The following is an 18,973-nucleotide window of genomic DNA, read 5'->3' on the forward strand; positions in this document are numbered from 1 at the left end:
AAAACGAAGCAATATAAGTCATTTGGAATTTTTGACAGGTTTTAAACAAATAATGTTTATTAAAATTTTTGTCATTAATCAATAAATTTTATAAATTATTTTTTTCATGTTTTTGGAGTATGGTTAACAACTACACAAAATGTCTTTGACAGTTAACGTTAATGCAGATTATGATAAAATATTAGATAACATTCAGTTATTAAAAATTTTAGAAGTAGTTTGAGATATGTCATTTTTGTAAAACCTTATCTATTTAAAAAAAAAAGTGTAATATTTATACGAAAAGTTGTTTTTAGGCCTGGTAAGTTGCCAAAATCTATACTTAATTTAATCAATAGATTTATGAAAAAGAGTTTTTAGAAAAACTAAATGAATTAATTAAAAATTTAATCATTTTAATATAAACTTTTCTATAACGGCCTTATTTGATTTATAATCATTACCATAAAATAGTATGTATGCAATTTTTATGTTTTTCCCCAACTTAGTCTCTTCAAGTTGAATAAACATCTTGTCTAAATACATTTTTTGATTGTTTATTGTAACATAAATTCTAGGGGGTACTTTTTTTTCAAAATTTAGGTAGAACGATAATTCATCAGTCGCAGCAAGCCTAAATTTGTATAAATTATCAGTTAACGATATTAAAACAATACCATAAGCTATTTTTTTTTGCATTTTTGTTAGCTCTTTTTTACTTCCGTCTGTAGCATAAAGGATTCGATATTCTTTAATAGGATCACTACTATTTACAGTTTGTCCATTCATATTTATTTCATATAAATAGGTGTTGTGATTATTACTATGTTGAATGTAAAAAAGTAATGTTTTTGTTTTTTTAGGTGTGGGGTAATTCTCTTGTGAGAATCCTAAATAAGGATAGAATACCAAAACAAAAAAAAATGTTATAAATTTTATTAAATGCATTCTTATTTTATTTCTAGAAGTAATTATGTGTTTCATTTTTATAAAATTATAAAACAGTATTTTATAACATTACTGTTCGTAAAATACTGTCAAAAATAGTGTCGTAATCAATTTGTGTTAAAAAAATTGCATCACTTAATTAACTTAAAAAATCATCTTCTTTATACGCAGGATTCGGATAGGTATAAAAACCTTCCCCTGTTGAAACACCTAATTTATTAGTATCTACAAAGTGTTCTTTTATATAGGCAGTCATTTTAATTTTAAAAGGGTCTTTTGATTTTTCTGAACCCATTTTATTAATATTATACACCGTATTGATTCCTACAATATCTAAAATTGCAAATGGTCCCATGGGTGCACCGGTGGCTTTCATCCATGTTTTATCAATAGTTTGAGGGTCGGCAACTTCTCTAACTAAAAGTGTTGTTGCAGCTGTTAAAAGCGGTACTAATAATGAGTTTAAAATATAGCCTGGTTGTTCTTTCTGCAAAGGCAAGGCTAACATTCCGATGGCTTTTGCAAAAGCAACAACATCATTAAATATTGTAGGATTTGTGCCTGAATGTCCCATAATTTCTGCAGTATTATTTTTCCAAATATCATTGGCAAAATGAAGTGCCAAAAATTGAGAAGGACGCCCAGTAAACTCAGCAAATTGACTTGGTAAAAGGGTGGATGAATTGGTAGCAAATACGGTTTTTTTAACTGCAACTTCCGCAAGATTTTTATAAAAATCTATTTTGATAGCTGGGTTTTCTGGTACAGCTTCAATTAACAAATCAGCATCTTTTACAGCATCTTTTAAATTCGAACTATACGCTAAATTGTCAAAAGCAACTGCTAAATCTGCTTCTGAAGCATGCAAATCTCTTTTGAAAGCAGCACACATGCTTGAAAATTTCGCTTTTGCATTTGCTAAGACATCCTCATTAATATCATAAACGGTTACGTTAAAATTATGAAAAGCTGCTTGAAAAGCTATCTGATATCCTAAAACGCCGCTTCCGGCTACTGTAATGTTTTTGTAATTCATTTTGACTAGTTTTTTTTAGTACTCACTTCAAAAAATGTGATTCAATAAAGCAAGTATTTCATTATTATATTTCTTTTAAAAAGGGTTTGATTAAAAAATCAAACCCTTTTTTAAAATTATAAATTAAAGACTTTTTGCCCATTCTTGAAGTTTTCCAAATTGCTCTGCAATAAAAGATTCATGATGCTCTTCAGGTACTTCGTCCATAGGTAAAATATGTTCAAAATAAGTGTTTTTTAAGACACGTTTTAAAATTCCTTCACCAGGAAATGGTTTATTGTCATTTAATGCTTTCGTAGCTTTTAATATATGTCGAATATCATATTGTGCTCCTGCAATATCAGGTACTTGTTTGTTAGAGTTCAATAATTTATAAACGGCAGTTCTACCAGTTCTCACTGATGATTCTACTGTAAACACAACATCATTTTTAGTCTCTACAAACTGACCTACAAGACCTAAATTGGTACATCCAGCAGGCACTATTTCTGGTCTGTCACCAGCGGCTCTAGGCATAAACATAGATGTGATGTATGGCATAAAAGAAGTACGAACAATGGTGTTTTCTATTACGTTTTCTAATTGGTTTTCCAAACCAAGGTGATAACATAATTCAGATAAAATTTCGTTACCTGTACATTGAGGCATCCTTTTTTGAACATGATTCCCTAGTTTATCCATATATAAGGCGTACACCCAAACTACTAAAATATCATCTGGTTGCGTAGGATAATGGGGTTGGCGGTTAATGGTAAAACTCATCAACCAGTTAGAATCGGCAATGGTTACAATACCTCCTGTGGCTGTTTTTCCGGAATAGGGATCATTTACACAATATTCTTTAAACTTTTCAGTCAAATCCGAAGGACGACAAGTTAAGGTTGCTGATTGCCAAGCTGATTTTTCTATATCACTACAAAACTTTTCGGGCTTTCCGAACACGGGAGACTTAGCAGCCAAATTTTTCCATAATTCCCATCCAATACTGGTACCGCTTTTACTATTATCAATAGCTTCAATAGCTGGTTTAGTGTTAGTTCCGTACGATGTATCTTCGGTCATAGAACCTGTGGTAACAATTACATAATCATTCTCTCTTACAGGAATTACTATTTCTTTATTGTTTTGTTCAGTAATAATACCTTTGACAATTTTTTGTTCAGCATTAATATGAATGTCTAAATCTTTAACAAGTGTGTCAAACTGAATTTTCACCCCTTTAGATTTCAAATGCTCGGTTAAAGGTTTTACAAATGTGTCATACTGATTGTATTTAGGAAAAATCAAGCAAGAAAAATCTTTAAAACCATCGGTAAGATGCAAAAATCGGTGCAGGTATAATTTGCACTCAAGTACACTATGCCAGATTTCAAAAGCGAACATGGTACGAAAGAAAGTCCAGAAATTACTTTCCAAAAATGATTTACTAAAATAATCCTCAACGGTCACATCATCTAACTCTTCTTTCTTTTTTAATAAAAGCTTTACGATGGCTAATTGATCTTTCTTTTCTAAATTAAACTTGCTAAAATCTTTAACAACGCCTTTATTATGTATTAATCGGGCTTTTGAATAGTTTGGGTCATTGTCATTTAACAAACGGTATTCATCTAAAACGCTATAGGGAGCAGGTAGTTCTAGTGCAGGAATATCTTGAAAAATATCCCACAGATTCTCATAAGTCATCTCCATTTCTCTACCACCTCTAATGATATAACCATCATCGGCATTTCCAGCACCATCAAGCGAACCTCCCGCTACCGGAAGTTTATCTAAAAAAACAATGTTTTCTCCTAACACATGACCATCTCTAATAAAATAATAAGCCGCTGATAAACCTGCTATACCACTACCTACAATATAAACTTTACTATTTTCAAATGATTTAGAAGGAATTCCTTTATTACGCTGATAATTCCCTGTTAAATCAGCAAAAGGCATTGCTTTATCTTTTGAATTGCGCAAAACTTCTTTGCTTGCATCTGGATCATGTTCTACATTTCCAGGAAAGGGAGATGCTTTTAATACTTTGTCAAATTTTGATGTTACTTTATTCATTTTAAATTGTTTTTAAATTATATATTATACAAAATTACCTTTATTACTAAGATCTTGTGTATCCCGAAATTCAGAAATTCTATCCTTATTTTTTTAGGTTTTTTATTAATTCTAAAATAGTTAGACTGTTCTAGTATGTATTATAAATAAATATTCATTTTAATTATTCAATTCTTGTTTTAAAGGATTCATTATACCTGTGGTGAGTGTAAATCTAAAATTCCATTGTGCACCTATAAACTCAGGAGATTTTTCATAATGATGTATTTCATAACTCAAGTTTACTGGTAATCTTCCAATTTTAGTAGTACTACCAAATCCAAACCCTATTGGTACAGACCATCTATTTGAAGAATCTCGATCCCAATTTGCAACTATTATTGGGCTAATTCCTATATTAAAAGTGGAACTAAGTCGATACTTTAAAAAGTACTGAAGTTTAAATCTATTAATGTCAACACTGTTTTTTTGGCCTCCTAATGACCAATTTTGTTGTGCAATAAACCCAAACATCACATGATCATCAACACGCCCCATTCCAAAAGTTGGCCCAACAGACCATTGCTCTGATCCAATTACAGAATTTGTAGCAGTTGGAAAAATCCAAGTTACACCTCCTCCTATTAAGTTAAAAAAACCCAAGCCTTTCGAAGGAGAAATAACTTGAATAAGTTCAATATCACCCAAACCTCTTTCATTTTTATAACTTCCATTTTGCTGCGGAGTTTCGAGGATGACATAAGGAATTAAGGGTCTGTTAATTAAATTCCATTTATCTCCTAATGGTATTGGCATTATAGGTTGAATGTTGGTATAATTTGCTTTTCGGTTTCCAGAAATTGCATCGCCACTCAAAAACGCAAAATCGTTCTGTATTTGCAAACTCCAAATATCTGAAAGAGGGTTTAAAAACTCTTTACTCATTTCTTTAATGTGCTCTGAATCTTTATTCTCGTTTTGTGCTTTAACTTGCTTTACAAATAAAAAAAGTAATATTAGCAAAAGTTTTTTTATGTTGATACTCATATCTCCTAATTTATTTTTTTAACATTTCACTCTGTAAATTAAGCCAAGAACTCATAGTTGCAGAGACAAATTCACTAGCATCTTGCTGTATAAAATGACCACTACCGGGAACGGTAACAAGTGTCATATCTTTTTCTACCCATTCCCATGTATTATTTAAACCATTAGCATTAATAGCGGTATCCTCTAGACCATGAAAAATAAGCAACGGCATTTTAAGTTTTGGCAATGGATTCTCTTGTGCTTTTTTCCATTCTTCCATATAAGGCTCTCTGGTGTAGTTTGCTTTATAAAAGTTAAGCATAGCATCAAAACTCGACCTTTTGAAAGCAGCTACATACTCAATACGAGTAACGGAATCCTTTACCCAAAACGCTAAGTTTTCGGCAGTCATAGGTTTACCAAATAAAATAGTAGGGTCTTCGGCTGCGCCATCTATAAACTTACGAGCATAGCTACTACTTTCTTGTTGGGACGGGTTATTCGCTAATTCTCTAAGCATTCCGTTAGGATGTGTAATATTTAAAATTATAAGTTTATCTGTCATTTCTGGTAGATTAATAGCAAACTGCCAGGCAACGGCACCTCCCCAATCATGACCTATAATAATTGCTTTCTCCTCTTTAAAATGATGAATCACTGCTGCAACATCTCCTACTAATTTTTTCATAGTGTAATTTTCAACACCAATAGGTTTGTCACTCTTATTATAACCTCGTTGATCTATAGCAACTACACGGTATTTTTTTGATAGAACAGCCATTTGATCCCTCCAAGTGTACCAAAAATCTGGAAAGCCATGAATCATTACTATAAGAGGTCCTTTGCCCATTTCCGCATAATGTATATTTACTCCTCCTGAATTAACATAACCATGCTTAACATGTTTCAATATTGTTGTTTTACTTTGAGTGTTTTTGTAAACAGAAGGCGCAACAATCATACTCAAAACAGAAAAAAAAACGATTCCAAGAGCTAGAATTTTTAATACTTTATTCATTTTTTATAGAGTTAGAATTAATTACTCAAATTTATCACTATCGAAACTTTCTATTGTATCCCCATATTCAGATATTGTATCCTAAAAAAAATATTATTTGCCTCTTTTGTAAGCAGATGGCGAGTAATTGATTTGATAGTTAAGGAATCTACCCAAGGTTGGAATAGTGCGCCTACTAACTGAGTCGACACTAAAAGTGATGCATGAAATCTTATTTCTAAATTATGAAAATAGTATGTAAAGTTTATTACCGAGCTTTTAAAGAGAGAGCCGTTCAATTGAGTTATGAGAGAAAACATGTATCAGAACTCACCGGAGTGGTGGAAAGAACATCTCTACAGCTACACAAGTGGCATAAAGAGCTCTAAGAATTTGGAGAAGGAAGTTTTTCTTGAAAAGAAAATTTAAAACAAAATCCAAATCTGGAAAAAAAACTATGAACTGGAAAAAAAACTATGAACTGGAAAAAAGACTTAAGGATACAGAACCGCAACCGGATAAATTAAAAATAGCAATGGCATTTTTTCCAAGGGCGGTCAATAATTTACAGTTTCTTTAAAATAAAGGAACTGCTATTCCTGATTGAAAAAATGTGCTTTTTTCTTTAAGGGAACTAGGGAGGTTGCTACCGATGGAAAAAAGACAAAATTAAAATTTGACAAAACAAATAACCACCAACAAAACAGGCTTGTTTTCGCAATTATTGGTGCGCATAATTCCTGTCCTGTAAAATTACAAAACCGGCAACCAGTTGAAAAAATCATGATAACTGGTTGCCGAAATTACCTATCACAAGAGTTTTGCGTTCTTTAATAGTTCCTCTGCGTATGTTCCTTCAATCTTTTTCAATCCATATTTTTCTACCAAAGACAATAACCAGGGAAGTTCCAGCTCTTTAAGCTTCTTTTAATCATTCAGAAAATAAATAGCTTTTAAAAGTACCCTTATATCAAAGGAGGAAGCAAAAACTTCAGGAACCCCACGATCAACCTGTAACAAGGTATAAACTGCTTCCATTGCAGTACGCACGGAATATTAAGTAGTGAATACCGTATCTTTTTCGGTTTCGGCAAAATTGCCTATGAATGCAAGGTTGACAGAACCATTCGGAACCACCAAAGGACGGTCGCCCAGTGCACGGGGCATAAAATACGAAGTAATGTATGGCATACGACAAGGGATAGTAATTGCAGAATTTTGGGCAATAGATGGAATTTCACTTTCAGGAATACCAATGTGGTAAAGCCATTCCTCGCATAATTCAATGCCTGAACAATCGGTTATTTTCTTCTTGACATAATTACCCCGTTTATCAGAAAACAAGCCGTATACCCAAACAATAACCTCATTTTCTTTTTGAGCCTTAAAGTGGGGTTGGCGGCTGATAGAAAAACCATATAACCAGTGGCAATCTTTAATGGTTACCGGACCACTAGTTACCATCGTACCACTTTTGAGATTTTTTTTGATGATTTTTTCTATATATGGTAATACTTTATCGTCTGTTAAAGTAATAGTACCCGAAATGACCCAATTACCTTTAGGAATATTTTCGCAAAATTTTTCCGGTTTCCCGAAACTGACATCTTGTTGCGCCAATCTTTTCCAAAGTTTGCAACTCCCACCAATGTCCTTATTTACAGGAGCCGACGTATTGTTGTCACCATAAGTGCTGCTTTCTGTTATAGAACCGTTGGTTACAAATACTAAATCATTTTCCGTTAGATGGATTTATTTTTCTTCGCCATCTTGAATTAATTCTACGTTGCGCTACTTTTTTATTATTTTTTGTATCAACCACAATATTTTGAACCTGTGTTCTGTACAGAAAATGAACGTCATTCTCTTTCAAATAGCTAACCAGAGGCAAAATCAATGATTCATACTGATTGTACTTGGTAAAACGAAGCGAAGACATATCTGCAATTTTGCCCACATGAGAAATAAAACGCAATACATAACGACGCATTTCTAAAGCACTTGCCCATCGCTCAAAAGCGAACATCGTGGCCCAGTAAAGCCAAAAATTAGACTTAAAAAATTCTTCGGTAAATATTTGATCTATCTGTAAATCCTGCAATTTTTCTTCGGGAATCAAAATTAGCTTTATTAATTCCTCTATAGCTTTTGGCGTTAAAGTAAGTTTTCCATCGGTAGAGAGACGTTCCCTTTTATTGAGAATTACCCTTGTATGGGAAAAAGAAGGATCTATTTTATTTAACCAATAAAATTCATCTAATACTGAAGCTCCTTCAGTATCAAGAGAAGGAATGCTTCGAAATAAATCCCACAGCGTCTCAAAATGAGGTTCCATTTCGCGACCACCTCGGATGATGTATCCTTTTTGCTCATTCCAAATCCCATCCATACTACCGCCAGGTAGTGCTAATTCTTCTATGATATGAATCTTATTGCCTTTCATCTGTCCATCACGGATCAGAAATGCTGCAGCAGAAAGAGATGCCAATCCCGAACCAATCAAATAGGCTGATTTTTCATCTACGTTTGCAGGCTTTTTAGCACGTGCAAATCCTTTATAATTTCCTTTACTGTACTACATAATTTATTTTTTTTTACAAAATTAATATCGTAAAGTTGAGGTATATGTGTGCCTTTGCTTTTATTACTAGGTCACTTAGTAAAGTTAGTGGAATACTTATTTTTTTTAGTATCCCTAAATTCAGATATTGTATACTTAAATTCTGGTTAAGATATGCCCTGCATTTCTTGGTATTCGGTAGGGGAAATGCAAGCATATTTTTTAAAAAACCGTCCAAAAGCAGAAACTGAACTGAACTGGAGCAAATCTGCAATCTGGGTAATATTGTATCTAGGATTGCCAAGTAGCACGTAGGCCTCTTTCAGTAGTGCTTGATCAATAATATGATGTGGTGTTCTACCTGTTGTCTTTTTTGTGATTTCTATTAAATATTTATTAGAAATACATAATTGATTTGCATAGAAAGTAACTTTCTTATGTGCTAAAATATTTTCCTGAATAAGTTTATTAAATCTAAAAAATAAATGCGTTTGAGGGTCTTTATCTGCAATTGTTTTGGGAGCTAGTTTAAGATATATTTCGGCAATTTCGATAAGTAGAAGGAAAATTAAAGTTCGGATTTTTGGAATCATAAAATCACTGGTGCTTTTTTCTTCGCTCTTTAATTTATCTACAATATTTAGTAAGTTTTTTATATTTTTTTCAGAAGTATTAACAATAGAACATGAATCATTCTGGAACAGTCCCATTCTTTCAATGATAAATGGATCAGAAATGTTTGTCAACAAAAAAATTTTATCAAAAAACACCAACTGCATCTGAAAGTCATTTGTTGCGTTGAGAAAATGTACTATAGTTGACGGTGCGGAACAAATTATACTACCAACATTTATTATACATTCAATACCATTAATCTTTAAATCAATTTCTCCTTTAGTACAAATACAAAAGGTATAATAATCCATTCGGAAAGGTTCATTTGGAAACTCAAAAATAGATTTACCAGTAGAGATATAATAAGAATTATTACAATCAATATTAAAAAAAGAAAGTGTATCCTGTAAATTTTTGTAGTTCTCCATTTATGTAATAATAATTTTAACCCTAAAAAAGTCCTTAATAGTTAGACTAAATATTTACTATAAAATTAATTAGAATATTCAGTGCAAGTTTTTTTTGTAAATATCTTAAAATTTAGTTAATTAGACAAAAAAATAAATGAACGTTTATTTTTTTTATAAATTTGAATTCTTAAAACATAATAAAATGAAAAAACTTTTTTGGAACATTATTAAAATTATTCTGGCACTCTTTATGATTTATGGAGGAATACAACATTTTGTGAAACCGGATTTTTATATCCCGTATGTCCCTCCATTTTTACCATATGCAATGGTAATAATTTATATTTCGGGTCTCATAGAAATTGTTCTTGGCATAGCTCTACTACTGAACAAAAAATATGCACGACATGGAGCTCTCGGTGTATTTCTCTTAATGCTATTATTTTTGCCAATCCACATCTGGGATGTGTTTTCTAAAAACCCCGCAATAGGGAGTCATAATGCTGCATTAATAAGGCTCCCAATACAATTTATATTAATTATCTTTGCTTGGAAAGTTCATAGTGAATTATCAAAAAAAAATTAATATGATTAATAAAAAAAAAATAACGGATAAGAAAAGTGCTTTACTGAACGCTACCTTAACATTGGTCAATGATCATGGGTTTCATGATACTCCAATGTCCAAAATTGCTAAACTAGCAGGTGTAGCAACAGCCACAATTTACCTTTATTTTGAAAACAAACAAGATTTAATTAATACACTTTATCTTGAGGTAAAAGCCTCTTTTAGTAATTGTGCTCTTAAAGGTTATGATGAAAATCTGCCTGTAAAAAAGGGTTTTGAAATAATTTGGTACAATATTGCAGACTATAAATTAAATCAAATAAAAGAAGCTAAATTTTTATCGCAATCCGATAATACACCGATGATTGATGAAGAGATTAGAAAAGAAGGGTTAAAACACTTACAACCTTTACTTGATTTATGGGAAAAAGGAAAAAACGAAGGTATTATTAAACCGCTTTCAAGTTTTGTCCTTTATGCCTACACTATATATCCATTGTCTTTTCTAATGTCTATGCAAGAAAGAAACCTATATACTCTCAATGAAAAGGTATTAGATGAAACTTTTCAAGCGGCTTGGGATGCTATAAAAGTGTAATATTTTTTTATTAAAAAAAAGAATGAATGTTCATTTATAATTTATTAACATATGAAAAACAAAACAATCCTTATAAAAGGACTACATGAAATCCTTTCTGCAACTTTTGCTGGTGCTGAACAGCATCTGGCACATGCTACAATCAACGAATATAACGGTTTTCCAAAATTGGCGCAACGTATGCGGTCTGAATTTGAAAATGAAATTTCCGATTCTAAAATTCTCATGAACAGAATTTTGAATTTGGGTGGAATTCCAAACACAGAACATAAATCCTTACCTATTCATTTAGATGTGACTAAACAGCTTGAACAAGAATTCGAGGAACAGGTTATTGCCTTAAATCGATTACAGGAGTTAATAATATTATCAGAAAACGACTGCGCAACCAGAATGGTTTTTGAAGATTTCTTAAAAGATGAAACTTTGCATACAAATTGGTTACGTCAACAAGTAAGCCTAATAAATAATGTTGGTGTTGCAAATTATTTAACAACTCAAATGTAGACATTAACACATAATTAATTAAGGAATTTTACAAAAGAATAATAATTAAATAAAAAAACATGAAAAAATTATATACTGCTAATGCAACTGCAACCGGAGGTCGAGAAGGTCGTACCAAATCGGATGATGGAGTATTAGACTTTAAAATAGAGATCCCTAAAGAAATGGGAGGACGCGGCGGCGCCTTTACAAATCCAGAGCAACTTTTTGCAGCAGGCTACGCAGCTTGCTTTGACAGTGCATTAAACCTTGTGGCACGAACGCAGAAAATAAAACTCACGAATACTTCCGTATCAGCTTCGGTCACTATCGGTCAAAACGATGAAGGAGGTTTTTCACTTGCAGTAGATCTTGCCGTTTCCATTCCGGAAATAGAACGAGAAACTGCTCTGCAATTACTTGAACAAGCACATCAAGTGTGTCCCTATTCCAATGCAACTAGAGGCAATATTGCGGTCAATTTAAATTTATTATAAGAAGAAGAACCATCAACATGACTAAAGTAATTCTTTTAAACAATCGCCCCACTGGAAAGCCCAAGGTTACAGATTTTAAATTTATAGATGAAGAATAACCTGAGATCGCCAACGGAGAAATTCTTCTAAAAACAAAGCTTGTATCAGTGGATCCCTATTTGAGGGGTCGAATGAGTGATGCTGAATCATATGTAGAACCTTTCAAATTGAATAAATCCATTAGCTCAGGATGTATCGCAGAAGTTATCGAGTCTAAAAATGAATCTTTTAAAAAAGGGGATTTTGTATCTGGATCTTTAGAATGGAAAGAGTATCAAGTCTCAAACGGAAATGACCTTTCAAAAATAGATGCATCGGCAGCTCCGCTATCCGCTTATTTAGGAATATTAGGAATGACTGGATTAACGGCCTATTTAGGGCTAACGGAGATTGGAGTGCCAAAAAAAGGGGAAACCATAGTGGTATCTGGTGCTGCTGGTGCTGTTGGTAGTATTGTTGGTCAAATAGGAAAAATACTAGGTTGCCGTGTAGTTGGAATTGCTAGTACCGAAGAAAAAGTAGCAATGTTAAAATCAAAATTTGGTTTTGATGATGGCATCAATTATAACACTACTAAAGATATAAAGAAATCAATTGCCGCTACTTGCCCCAACGGGGTGGATATTTATTTCGACAATGTTGGGGGTACTATTTCAGATAGTGTACATGCCAACATTAATACGTTTGGTAGGATTATCGTTTGTGGAGCCATTTCGGTCTACAATGAAACCTCTGTTCCAACAGGGCCGAGGGTAGAACATTTTTTGATTAGAAAAAGTGCCCTTATGCAAGGTTTTATCATTGGAAACTATGCGGAGAAGTTTTCGGAAGGAGCAAAACAATTATCAAAATGGCTTAAAGAAGGTAAACTAACTTATACAGAAACCATTGTAGAGGGGTTTGATGCAATTCCCCGGTAGGGAGATGCTACAAAATCCCTATTTCTCATTAATAGGAGCAGATCAAGTGCATATCATACCAAATTGGCCTGAACAATATGAAAGAGGAAAACCTAAAGAATAACTATTAAAAACGAAAAAAAAATGAATAACGAAAAAAAAAGTATTGGTAGCTGGTGCTAATGGCAACACTGGAAGGACCATTATTGATATACTTCAAAAATCAGATACCTATAAACCGGTTGCCTTGGTACGGAAACAAGAACAAAAGAGCATTTTGAAAGCGAAAATGTGTTACGACGGTACTAGCCGATTTAGAAGAGTATTTGAGCCAAGTCGCCGCCCAAATTGACAAAATAATTTTCGCCGCTTGGTCAAAAGTCCAAAACGTACTTGGTGTAGACCAAGAAGGAGCTAAACGATTGACCTATGCGGCAAAACAAGCCGACGTCGAAAAATTAGTGATGTTAAGTTCTAGGCTAGCAGATAATCCTTCCCAAAATAAAGATCTTGAAGCGTACTTGAAAACAAAACGCCGATGAGTATTTGCGGGCAAGTGGTTCGGACTATTCTATCGCTAAACCAAGTCAATTGACAAATGAAGATGGTAAGGATCGAATCGAACTCGGTTTCAAATTGAACAAAAGCGGCAGTGTTCCAAGAGCTGATGTTGCTAAAGCCTTAGTTGAAGTATTGGATAACGGCGTTATGCAAAACCAAATTTTTGAGCCTTTGGAGTTTAAAACTCCTATTGAAAATACACTTCGATTAAATTAAACATATACTATTGACATTTAAATTAATGTTATTTTTCAATACATAGAAACAATAAGGGTACCTAATCAAAATTTGTCATAACAATTTAAATAATATTTATTGCGTGCTATCGGTCAAGATTGATCACAATACTAGCGCTTCTAATCTAAGTAACATGAATTAAGTTTCAAATGGAACTAGACTCTAATTTTTTCTGGTAAATAATAATAAATTTTGAACAAAGCGAAATTTGTACGCACTAATTACAATTACAAATATGAAATTTTATAAGATCTTAAAATACTTTCCATTTTATATGCTTTCAGTAATGCCTATGCAAATACTGTATTTTTCTTCCGATTGTACTTATACTTTTATATACTACATTATACAATATCGAAAAAAAGTGGTTCTAGACAATCTTCGTAAAGCATTTCCTAAAAAAAATAAGGATGAAATTAATGATATTTCCAAACGGTTCTACCGTCATTTTTGCGATATTATTTTTGAATCAATTAAAACATTAACGATTTCCAAAGAAGATGCTAAAAAACGACTAAATCTCAAAAACCCTGAAATCATTGAGAATTTTGTTAAAGATGGTAGAAGTATTCTTCTGTATACAGCTCACCAAGGGAATTGGGAGCTGCTTGTATATTTACCTTTATTATTACCGTATCCTTCAAATACCTTTTACCGCCCACTAAATAACCTTTATTTCAATGGTCTTCTTCTTCTAATACGGGAGCGGTTTGGAGTAACATGTGTTGAGAAATCTAAAGGGTATAGGACAATTATTAAACAAAAAAACAATTCAGAAATAGTGATGAATTGCATTATTGGCGATCAAAGTCCTAGAAAAGAAAGTGCCATCCATTGGTGCAATTTTTTTAATAGAAAAACAGCATTCTACCTTGGCGCAAACAATATTTCGAGAAAAACTAATGATGTTGTTCTCTTTCCTAGATTTACTAAAGTTAAAAGGGGGGAATATCAACTCTATTTTGAAATAATCGAAGAATTTCCATCGCGCTCTCCAGGCTATAAAACTGTAGATAAGTATGCAAGATGTTTAGAAAACACCATTACGACAGTTCCAGAAATGTGGCTTTGGAGTCATAGAAGATGGAAACTGACCGAGAGATAAATATAGTGTTCGGAAGCCCTTATCTATTAGCTAATACCGCCATGAAATTAGGAGTGTATCCAACTTTAATAGAATAATTTCAAAAAACGTTAAACTTTATAACTTAGACAAAATGGAAAAATTTATTTGGATTATATTAGCATTTTTTGCTGGATCATTTTTACCTATACAGTCTGGCATGAATAACAAACTGGCTAAAACTGGCGGTAGTCCTGTTCATGCCTCAATGATATCATTTGCAATAGGTTTATTGGTATTAGTAATTTATATTCTTTTAACTTCTCAAAATGTATCTTGGAAAGGAATAAAAGATGCTCCATCTTATGCTTGGGCAGGTGGAATATTGGGAGCTTTTTATGTTACAATTATTGTACTTGCCTTTCCTAAGATAGGGCCTGGATTAACATTTGGGTTAGTAGTTACAGGACAGTTATTAATATCAATGTTGATGGAGCACTTTCAAATAATGGGAGCCCAACAAATACCAATCAGTATTGGCAGAATTACGGGTATGCTATTAATTATCGTGGGTGTAATAATTATGAAGAATTTTTGAAATGACATTTCCTCTGACAAATTATAAAAACAATAGGTGAGAAAGTTTATATTCAATGTTTGAAGATTGTTAAAGCCTTCTTTAAGTTATCTAGTTATGGATTAACTCAAGATAAATTAATTTAATAAGAATGAATAATCAATTCAAAAAGATACATCAAGTTATTTCAAATTATATCGAAATAAACGATAAAGAATGGATTTACTACTCTTCAAAATTTCGAGTAAATGAAATCAAGAAAAAAGAAATAATCCTTAGCCAAGGAGATATTTGCCGTGATGTGTTTTTTGTGGTTAATGGGCAGTTAAGGTTTTTTTTTGTGGATAACATTGGAGAAGAAAAGACAATACTGTGGAAACTTTTGATAGCGGATTTGAATACCACGGAGACCACGTGGACACAAAAGGTACGCCTAAATTTGGTTCACTTACTGGAAGTTCACTATTGCCTACCCACTTTAAAAGTAAGTTAGGCGAAATCCTAACTTTCAATGATGGTGATGGTACGTTATCAGTGGCGAAAGAATCAGACGTGCATACTACAAATGCTTCTTTTACAACCATAAATGCAGGTTTATTAGCGCATCACGGAGCTATGGCAACTTTTAGTAATGATACCTATGCGATAACAGAGAAAGACAATACAATAACGGGGACTTTACCTGAAAAAGTAAAAGTAATCGATCGTACAGGAAAAACACTTTACGCTGCAAAAGTAAGCACTGCTGGAATACACGGAAATGCATCTGATGGTACGTACGCTATTTTTGGATCAGCTAGTGGTGTTCTTGTAGCAGAAAGCAATGGTAATCAAAAACTAATTCCGCATCCTACTGATTTTGGAACGGCTTGGTTTGGTACTATCTTAGAAACGGCTACGACTGGAAAATTTGTGGGATATACCGCTGCTAAAGGAGCGTACTTGATTGATGTGGTAACTAATAGCATCACTCCTATTATCGAAAGTACAAAAAATGTGCAGTGCAAATCGAGTTACAATCTTTCAAAATTGGGTGTTTTACTATATTCTGGTGAATTCCTTTTATTTGATTTAAACACTTTACAATCAGTGAAAAATGGAAACGTAATCGCAGCTGTATCTGAAACTGCTACTCAAAAACCACAATTTGCCCTAAGCGAAAGATTTGTATACATCACATCGCCATCAACAGGTGAATTAGTGCAAGTAAACCTTTCGACATTAAAAACCACAAAAATTAAAACTTCAACTACACCGTATAGCATTACCCTTTTTGGTCATGAGAACAGTGCTGCACATTAATCTTTAAAAAAATAGGCATGCGGTGAATCAGGCCGCATGCTTATCATAAATCTGTCATGAAAAAACAATCAACTATCGTTTTTGATCTTTTGGGTATATCAAGCGCAACATTGTGCTTAGTACATTGCCTAATTTTTCCGCTTTTAACAATACTCCCGTTGGGTTTTGGTAGCAACCATTATATTGATCTTTTTTTTATATGTATCTCGTTATGTGTTGTTTTAAAAATCATCTTTAGCACTAGTCCATTAATTGTAAAAGTGTTGCTAAGCTGCTCCATTATTACTGTCATTGTTGGCGTAGTTTTAGAATCTTTCTTTTCCATTAACTCCTCATTGATTTTGATAGGAGGAATTGGCATGATCATCGGGCATCTTATTAATTATAAATCGCACTAAGTAGCAACGATTTTTATAGAACCCTTATATTTTTTTCGAATGAAAAACAACAAACAAGAAATAGATGCGATTGGCGACAATCATATCGGTACATCGGCAGAGACGCCTTTACGAAAAGATGCCTTCGATAGAAAAAACGATCAAAAAATCGAAACAATATTCTTTCACTATAAAAAAATAATGGAAGAACTTGGTTTGGATCTGACTGATGATAGTTTGAGCGGAACCCCGTATCGTGTGGCTAAAATGTATGTCACCGAATTATTCTCTGGATTAGATCCCAAAAAAAAGCCTGAAATTTCTGTATTTGATAATAAATACGAATACAGTAAAATGCTCGTGGAAAGCCATATCACCTTTAGTTCGTCCTGCGAGCACCATTTTTTACCTATCGTAGGAAAGGCACACATAGGTTATATTTCATCTGGTAAAGTTATTGGATTATCTAAGATGAATCGTATTGTACGCTACTATGGTCAACGCCCAGAATGACCATGCAAATATTTAACGAACTTAAAGCGGCACTTCAAACGGAGGATGTTATCGTCGTTGTCGAAGCGGAACATTTGTGCGTTTCAAGTAGAGGAGTAAATGACAAATCCAGTAAAACAACTACTGTAGAATACGGAGGGGATTTTGGTAACAACCAAATTAGAAATGATTTCTTTAAAATGATTTAAGAGCTTCACGCAAAGCTAGCTCTATTATTCAAAACTCATTTATCAAAAAATATAATTTTCTTAAACAGCACACAAAATGGATAGAAGAAAGTTTTTTAAAAGTGGTTCGTTATTTACAATTGGAGCCGTTGTATTAAATCCGTTACAAGGTTCAGCAAATATTTTAGATTTCCAGTCTTTTAATAAAAATAAGAAGGCTAAAAATATTATTCTTCTAGTCAGTGACGGAATGAGTACGGGTACTTTAAATATGACCGACTTATTTTTAAATCGAAAAACGGGAACGGGAAGCAACTGGATTCAACTTTATAAGGATAATAAAGTTTCAAGAGCTTTGATGGACACCGCTTCTGCTAGCTCTATAGTTACTGATTCTGCCACTGCTAGTTCTTCTTGGGGAGGCGGTTATAGCGTCAATAACGGAAGTTTGAATGTAAGTTCGAAGGGAGAACCACACCTACCACTCTGGCAAAAATTTAAAAAAGCGGGAAAAATGGCAGGTTGCGTGACCACGGTACCCATTACACACGCAACGCCCGCTGGATTTTGTGTAAATAGTAAGAGTCGCAACGCACAAGAGGATATTGCCGAAGATTATTTAAATCTTGGTTTTGATATTATGATGGGCGGTGGTGCTGCTTATTTTAATCCCACAACAAGAAAAGACAAAAAAGACCTATATGCAGCTTATAAAGCTAAGGGATACCAAGTGGTGAAGTCTAGAAGCGAAATGCAACAAGCGACTACCTCTCAGCCTATTCTAGGTGTATTTTCAGAAGAAGGACTACCGTACTATGTTGATCGTAATAGCGATGAAAATCTGAAAAAAGTTATTCCAACCTTAGCTGAAATGGCTGAGAAAGCAATTGATCGAATGAAAGGTCACAAAAGTGGCTTTGTACTACAAATTGAAAGTGGAAAAGTAGATTGGGCTGCTCATCCAAATGATATCGCTGGTTTAATTCACGATCAAATAGCTTTTGATGAAGCGGTTAAAGTGGCAATGGACTTTGCTGAAAAAGACCAAGAAACTTTAGTGATTATTACCACTGACCATGGTAATGCCAATCCCGGAATAATTTACGGAAAGGAAACGAATGCTAACTTTGACAGTATCCATAAGTACACCCAAACTAATGAATGGATTTTGAACCAAATCAAAGCAGATTCATCTGTTTCTCAAGTTCAAGAAATTATCGAAAAAGCAAATGGCCATGGCATTTCAACAGATGAAGCCAAAACTGTCTTAAGTTATTATGACGGTTTGCACAAAGAAGACGGACTTTACAATTACAAAAAACTGCCCTATAAAGCGTTTGCAACAATGCAAGAACAAAGTAATGCTGTAGGCTGGATTAGTGTGAATCACTCTGCAGATTAGACACTGTCCCGTAAAGTGTGTAAGTTAAAAAAATAGGGGTTTGCCTTTTTAATTAAAGTTGAACCCTTTTTTCAAA

The 18,973-nt window shown here is 33.3% G+C and carries 17 protein-coding genes and 3 pseudogenes; 12 read left to right on the top strand and 8 right to left on the bottom strand.

Annotated features, from left to right (window positions below; all coding sequences use genetic code 11):
• Nucleotides 1-390: 390 nt before the first annotated feature.
• The 8 genes from QO182_RS17160 to QO182_RS17195 all read right to left on the bottom strand — a co-directional run bounded on the left by QO182_RS17160 (nucleotide 391) and on the right by QO182_RS17195 (nucleotide 9,629).
• Complete coding sequence (locus tag QO182_RS17160; protein WP_371542528.1) at nucleotides 391-963, bottom strand: DUF4833 domain-containing protein; 573 nt, start codon at nucleotides 961-963, stop codon at nucleotides 391-393.
• Nucleotides 964-1,066: 103 nt separating this feature from the next.
• Nucleotides 1,067-1,963 (bottom strand): 3-hydroxyacyl-CoA dehydrogenase, encoded by an 897-nt coding sequence (locus QO182_RS17165; protein WP_371542526.1) that lies wholly within the window; start codon nucleotides 1,961-1,963, stop codon nucleotides 1,067-1,069.
• Nucleotides 1,964-2,086: 123 nt separating this feature from the next.
• Nucleotides 2,087-4,021, bottom strand: coding sequence for an oleate hydratase (locus QO182_RS17170; RefSeq protein WP_371542522.1), 1,935 nt, complete (start codon nucleotides 4,019-4,021; stop codon nucleotides 2,087-2,089).
• A gap of 159 nt (nucleotides 4,022-4,180) precedes the next feature.
• A complete protein-coding gene (locus QO182_RS17175; RefSeq protein ID WP_371542519.1) occupies nucleotides 4,181-5,047 on the bottom strand; it encodes a hypothetical protein in 867 nt (288 codons plus the stop codon).
• A gap of 10 nt (nucleotides 5,048-5,057) precedes the next feature.
• On the bottom strand, nucleotides 5,058-6,047 hold the full coding sequence (locus tag QO182_RS17180) for an alpha/beta fold hydrolase (RefSeq protein ID WP_371542517.1): 990 nt from the start codon (nucleotides 6,045-6,047) through the stop codon (nucleotides 5,058-5,060).
• A 1,035-nt stretch (nucleotides 6,048-7,082) separates the two neighbouring features.
• The gene (locus QO182_RS17185) at nucleotides 7,083-7,778 is read right to left on the bottom strand and encodes an oleate hydratase (protein WP_371563007.1); all 696 of its coding nucleotides are present in this window, start codon (nucleotides 7,776-7,778) and stop codon (nucleotides 7,083-7,085) included.
• A complete protein-coding gene (locus QO182_RS17190) occupies nucleotides 7,759-8,529 on the bottom strand; it encodes an oleate hydratase (RefSeq protein WP_371542511.1) in 771 nt (256 codons plus the stop codon). The genes QO182_RS17185 and QO182_RS17190 overlap by 20 nt, the downstream gene beginning before the upstream one ends.
• A 224-nt stretch (nucleotides 8,530-8,753) precedes the next feature.
• Nucleotides 8,754-9,629 carry a helix-turn-helix domain-containing protein gene (locus QO182_RS17195; protein WP_371562984.1) on the bottom strand — a complete coding sequence of 292 codons (876 nt, stop codon included), beginning with the start codon at nucleotides 9,627-9,629 and terminating at the stop codon, nucleotides 8,754-8,756.
• A gap of 184 nt (nucleotides 9,630-9,813) precedes the next feature.
• On the opposite strand from QO182_RS17195, the gene QO182_RS17200 reads away from it, so the two are divergent.
• The 12 genes and pseudogenes from QO182_RS17200 to QO182_RS17255 all read left to right on the top strand — a co-directional run bounded on the left by QO182_RS17200 (nucleotide 9,814) and on the right by QO182_RS17255 (nucleotide 18,897).
• Nucleotides 9,814-10,197, top strand: a complete 384-nt coding sequence (locus QO182_RS17200; RefSeq protein WP_371542505.1) for a DoxX family membrane protein — start codon at nucleotides 9,814-9,816, stop codon at nucleotides 10,195-10,197.
• Nucleotide 10,198: 1 nt separating this feature from the next.
• A complete protein-coding gene (locus QO182_RS17205) occupies nucleotides 10,199-10,777 on the top strand; it encodes a TetR/AcrR family transcriptional regulator (RefSeq protein ID WP_371542502.1) in 579 nt (192 codons plus the stop codon).
• Between the two features lie 51 nt (nucleotides 10,778-10,828).
• Nucleotides 10,829-11,284: a ferritin-like domain-containing protein gene (locus tag QO182_RS17210; protein ID WP_371562987.1), complete on the top strand. Its 456-nt coding sequence runs from the start codon at nucleotides 10,829-10,831 to the stop codon at nucleotides 11,282-11,284.
• Between the two features lie 59 nt (nucleotides 11,285-11,343).
• Complete coding sequence (locus tag QO182_RS17215) at nucleotides 11,344-11,760, top strand: organic hydroperoxide resistance protein (RefSeq protein WP_371542497.1); 417 nt, start codon at nucleotides 11,344-11,346, stop codon at nucleotides 11,758-11,760.
• Nucleotides 11,761-11,777: 17 nt separating this feature from the next.
• A pseudogene (locus QO182_RS17220) lies at nucleotides 11,778-12,719 on the top strand (NADP-dependent oxidoreductase).
• A 305-nt stretch (nucleotides 12,720-13,024) separates the two neighbouring features.
• A pseudogene (locus QO182_RS17225) lies at nucleotides 13,025-13,475 on the top strand (NAD(P)H-binding protein).
• A 295-nt stretch (nucleotides 13,476-13,770) separates the two neighbouring features.
• Nucleotides 13,771-14,601, top strand: a complete 831-nt coding sequence (locus tag QO182_RS17230) for a lysophospholipid acyltransferase family protein (RefSeq protein WP_371562989.1) — start codon at nucleotides 13,771-13,773, stop codon at nucleotides 14,599-14,601.
• Between the two features lie 112 nt (nucleotides 14,602-14,713).
• Nucleotides 14,714-15,157 carry a DMT family transporter gene (locus tag QO182_RS17235; protein WP_371542491.1) on the top strand — a complete coding sequence of 148 codons (444 nt, stop codon included), beginning with the start codon at nucleotides 14,714-14,716 and terminating at the stop codon, nucleotides 15,155-15,157.
• A 351-nt stretch (nucleotides 15,158-15,508) separates the two neighbouring features.
• On the top strand, nucleotides 15,509-16,438 hold the full coding sequence (locus QO182_RS17240; RefSeq protein ID WP_371562992.1) for a hypothetical protein: 930 nt from the start codon (nucleotides 15,509-15,511) through the stop codon (nucleotides 16,436-16,438).
• A 56-nt stretch (nucleotides 16,439-16,494) separates the two neighbouring features.
• Nucleotides 16,495-16,836, top strand: a complete 342-nt coding sequence (locus tag QO182_RS17245; RefSeq protein WP_371562995.1) for a MerC family mercury resistance protein — start codon at nucleotides 16,495-16,497, stop codon at nucleotides 16,834-16,836.
• A gap of 180 nt (nucleotides 16,837-17,016) precedes the next feature.
• Nucleotides 17,017-17,516 (top strand): annotated as a pseudogene (gene folE / locus QO182_RS17250) (GTP cyclohydrolase I FolE).
• A 76-nt stretch (nucleotides 17,517-17,592) separates the two neighbouring features.
• The gene (locus QO182_RS17255; RefSeq protein ID WP_371562998.1) at nucleotides 17,593-18,897 is read left to right on the top strand and encodes an alkaline phosphatase; all 1,305 of its coding nucleotides are present in this window, start codon (nucleotides 17,593-17,595) and stop codon (nucleotides 18,895-18,897) included.
• The last annotated feature ends 76 nt before the right edge of the window (nucleotides 18,898-18,973 follow it).

The sequence above is a fragment of the Flavobacterium sp. Arc2 genome, from assembly GCF_041431385.1.
Classification (GTDB): domain Bacteria; phylum Bacteroidota; class Bacteroidia; order Flavobacteriales; family Flavobacteriaceae; genus Flavobacterium.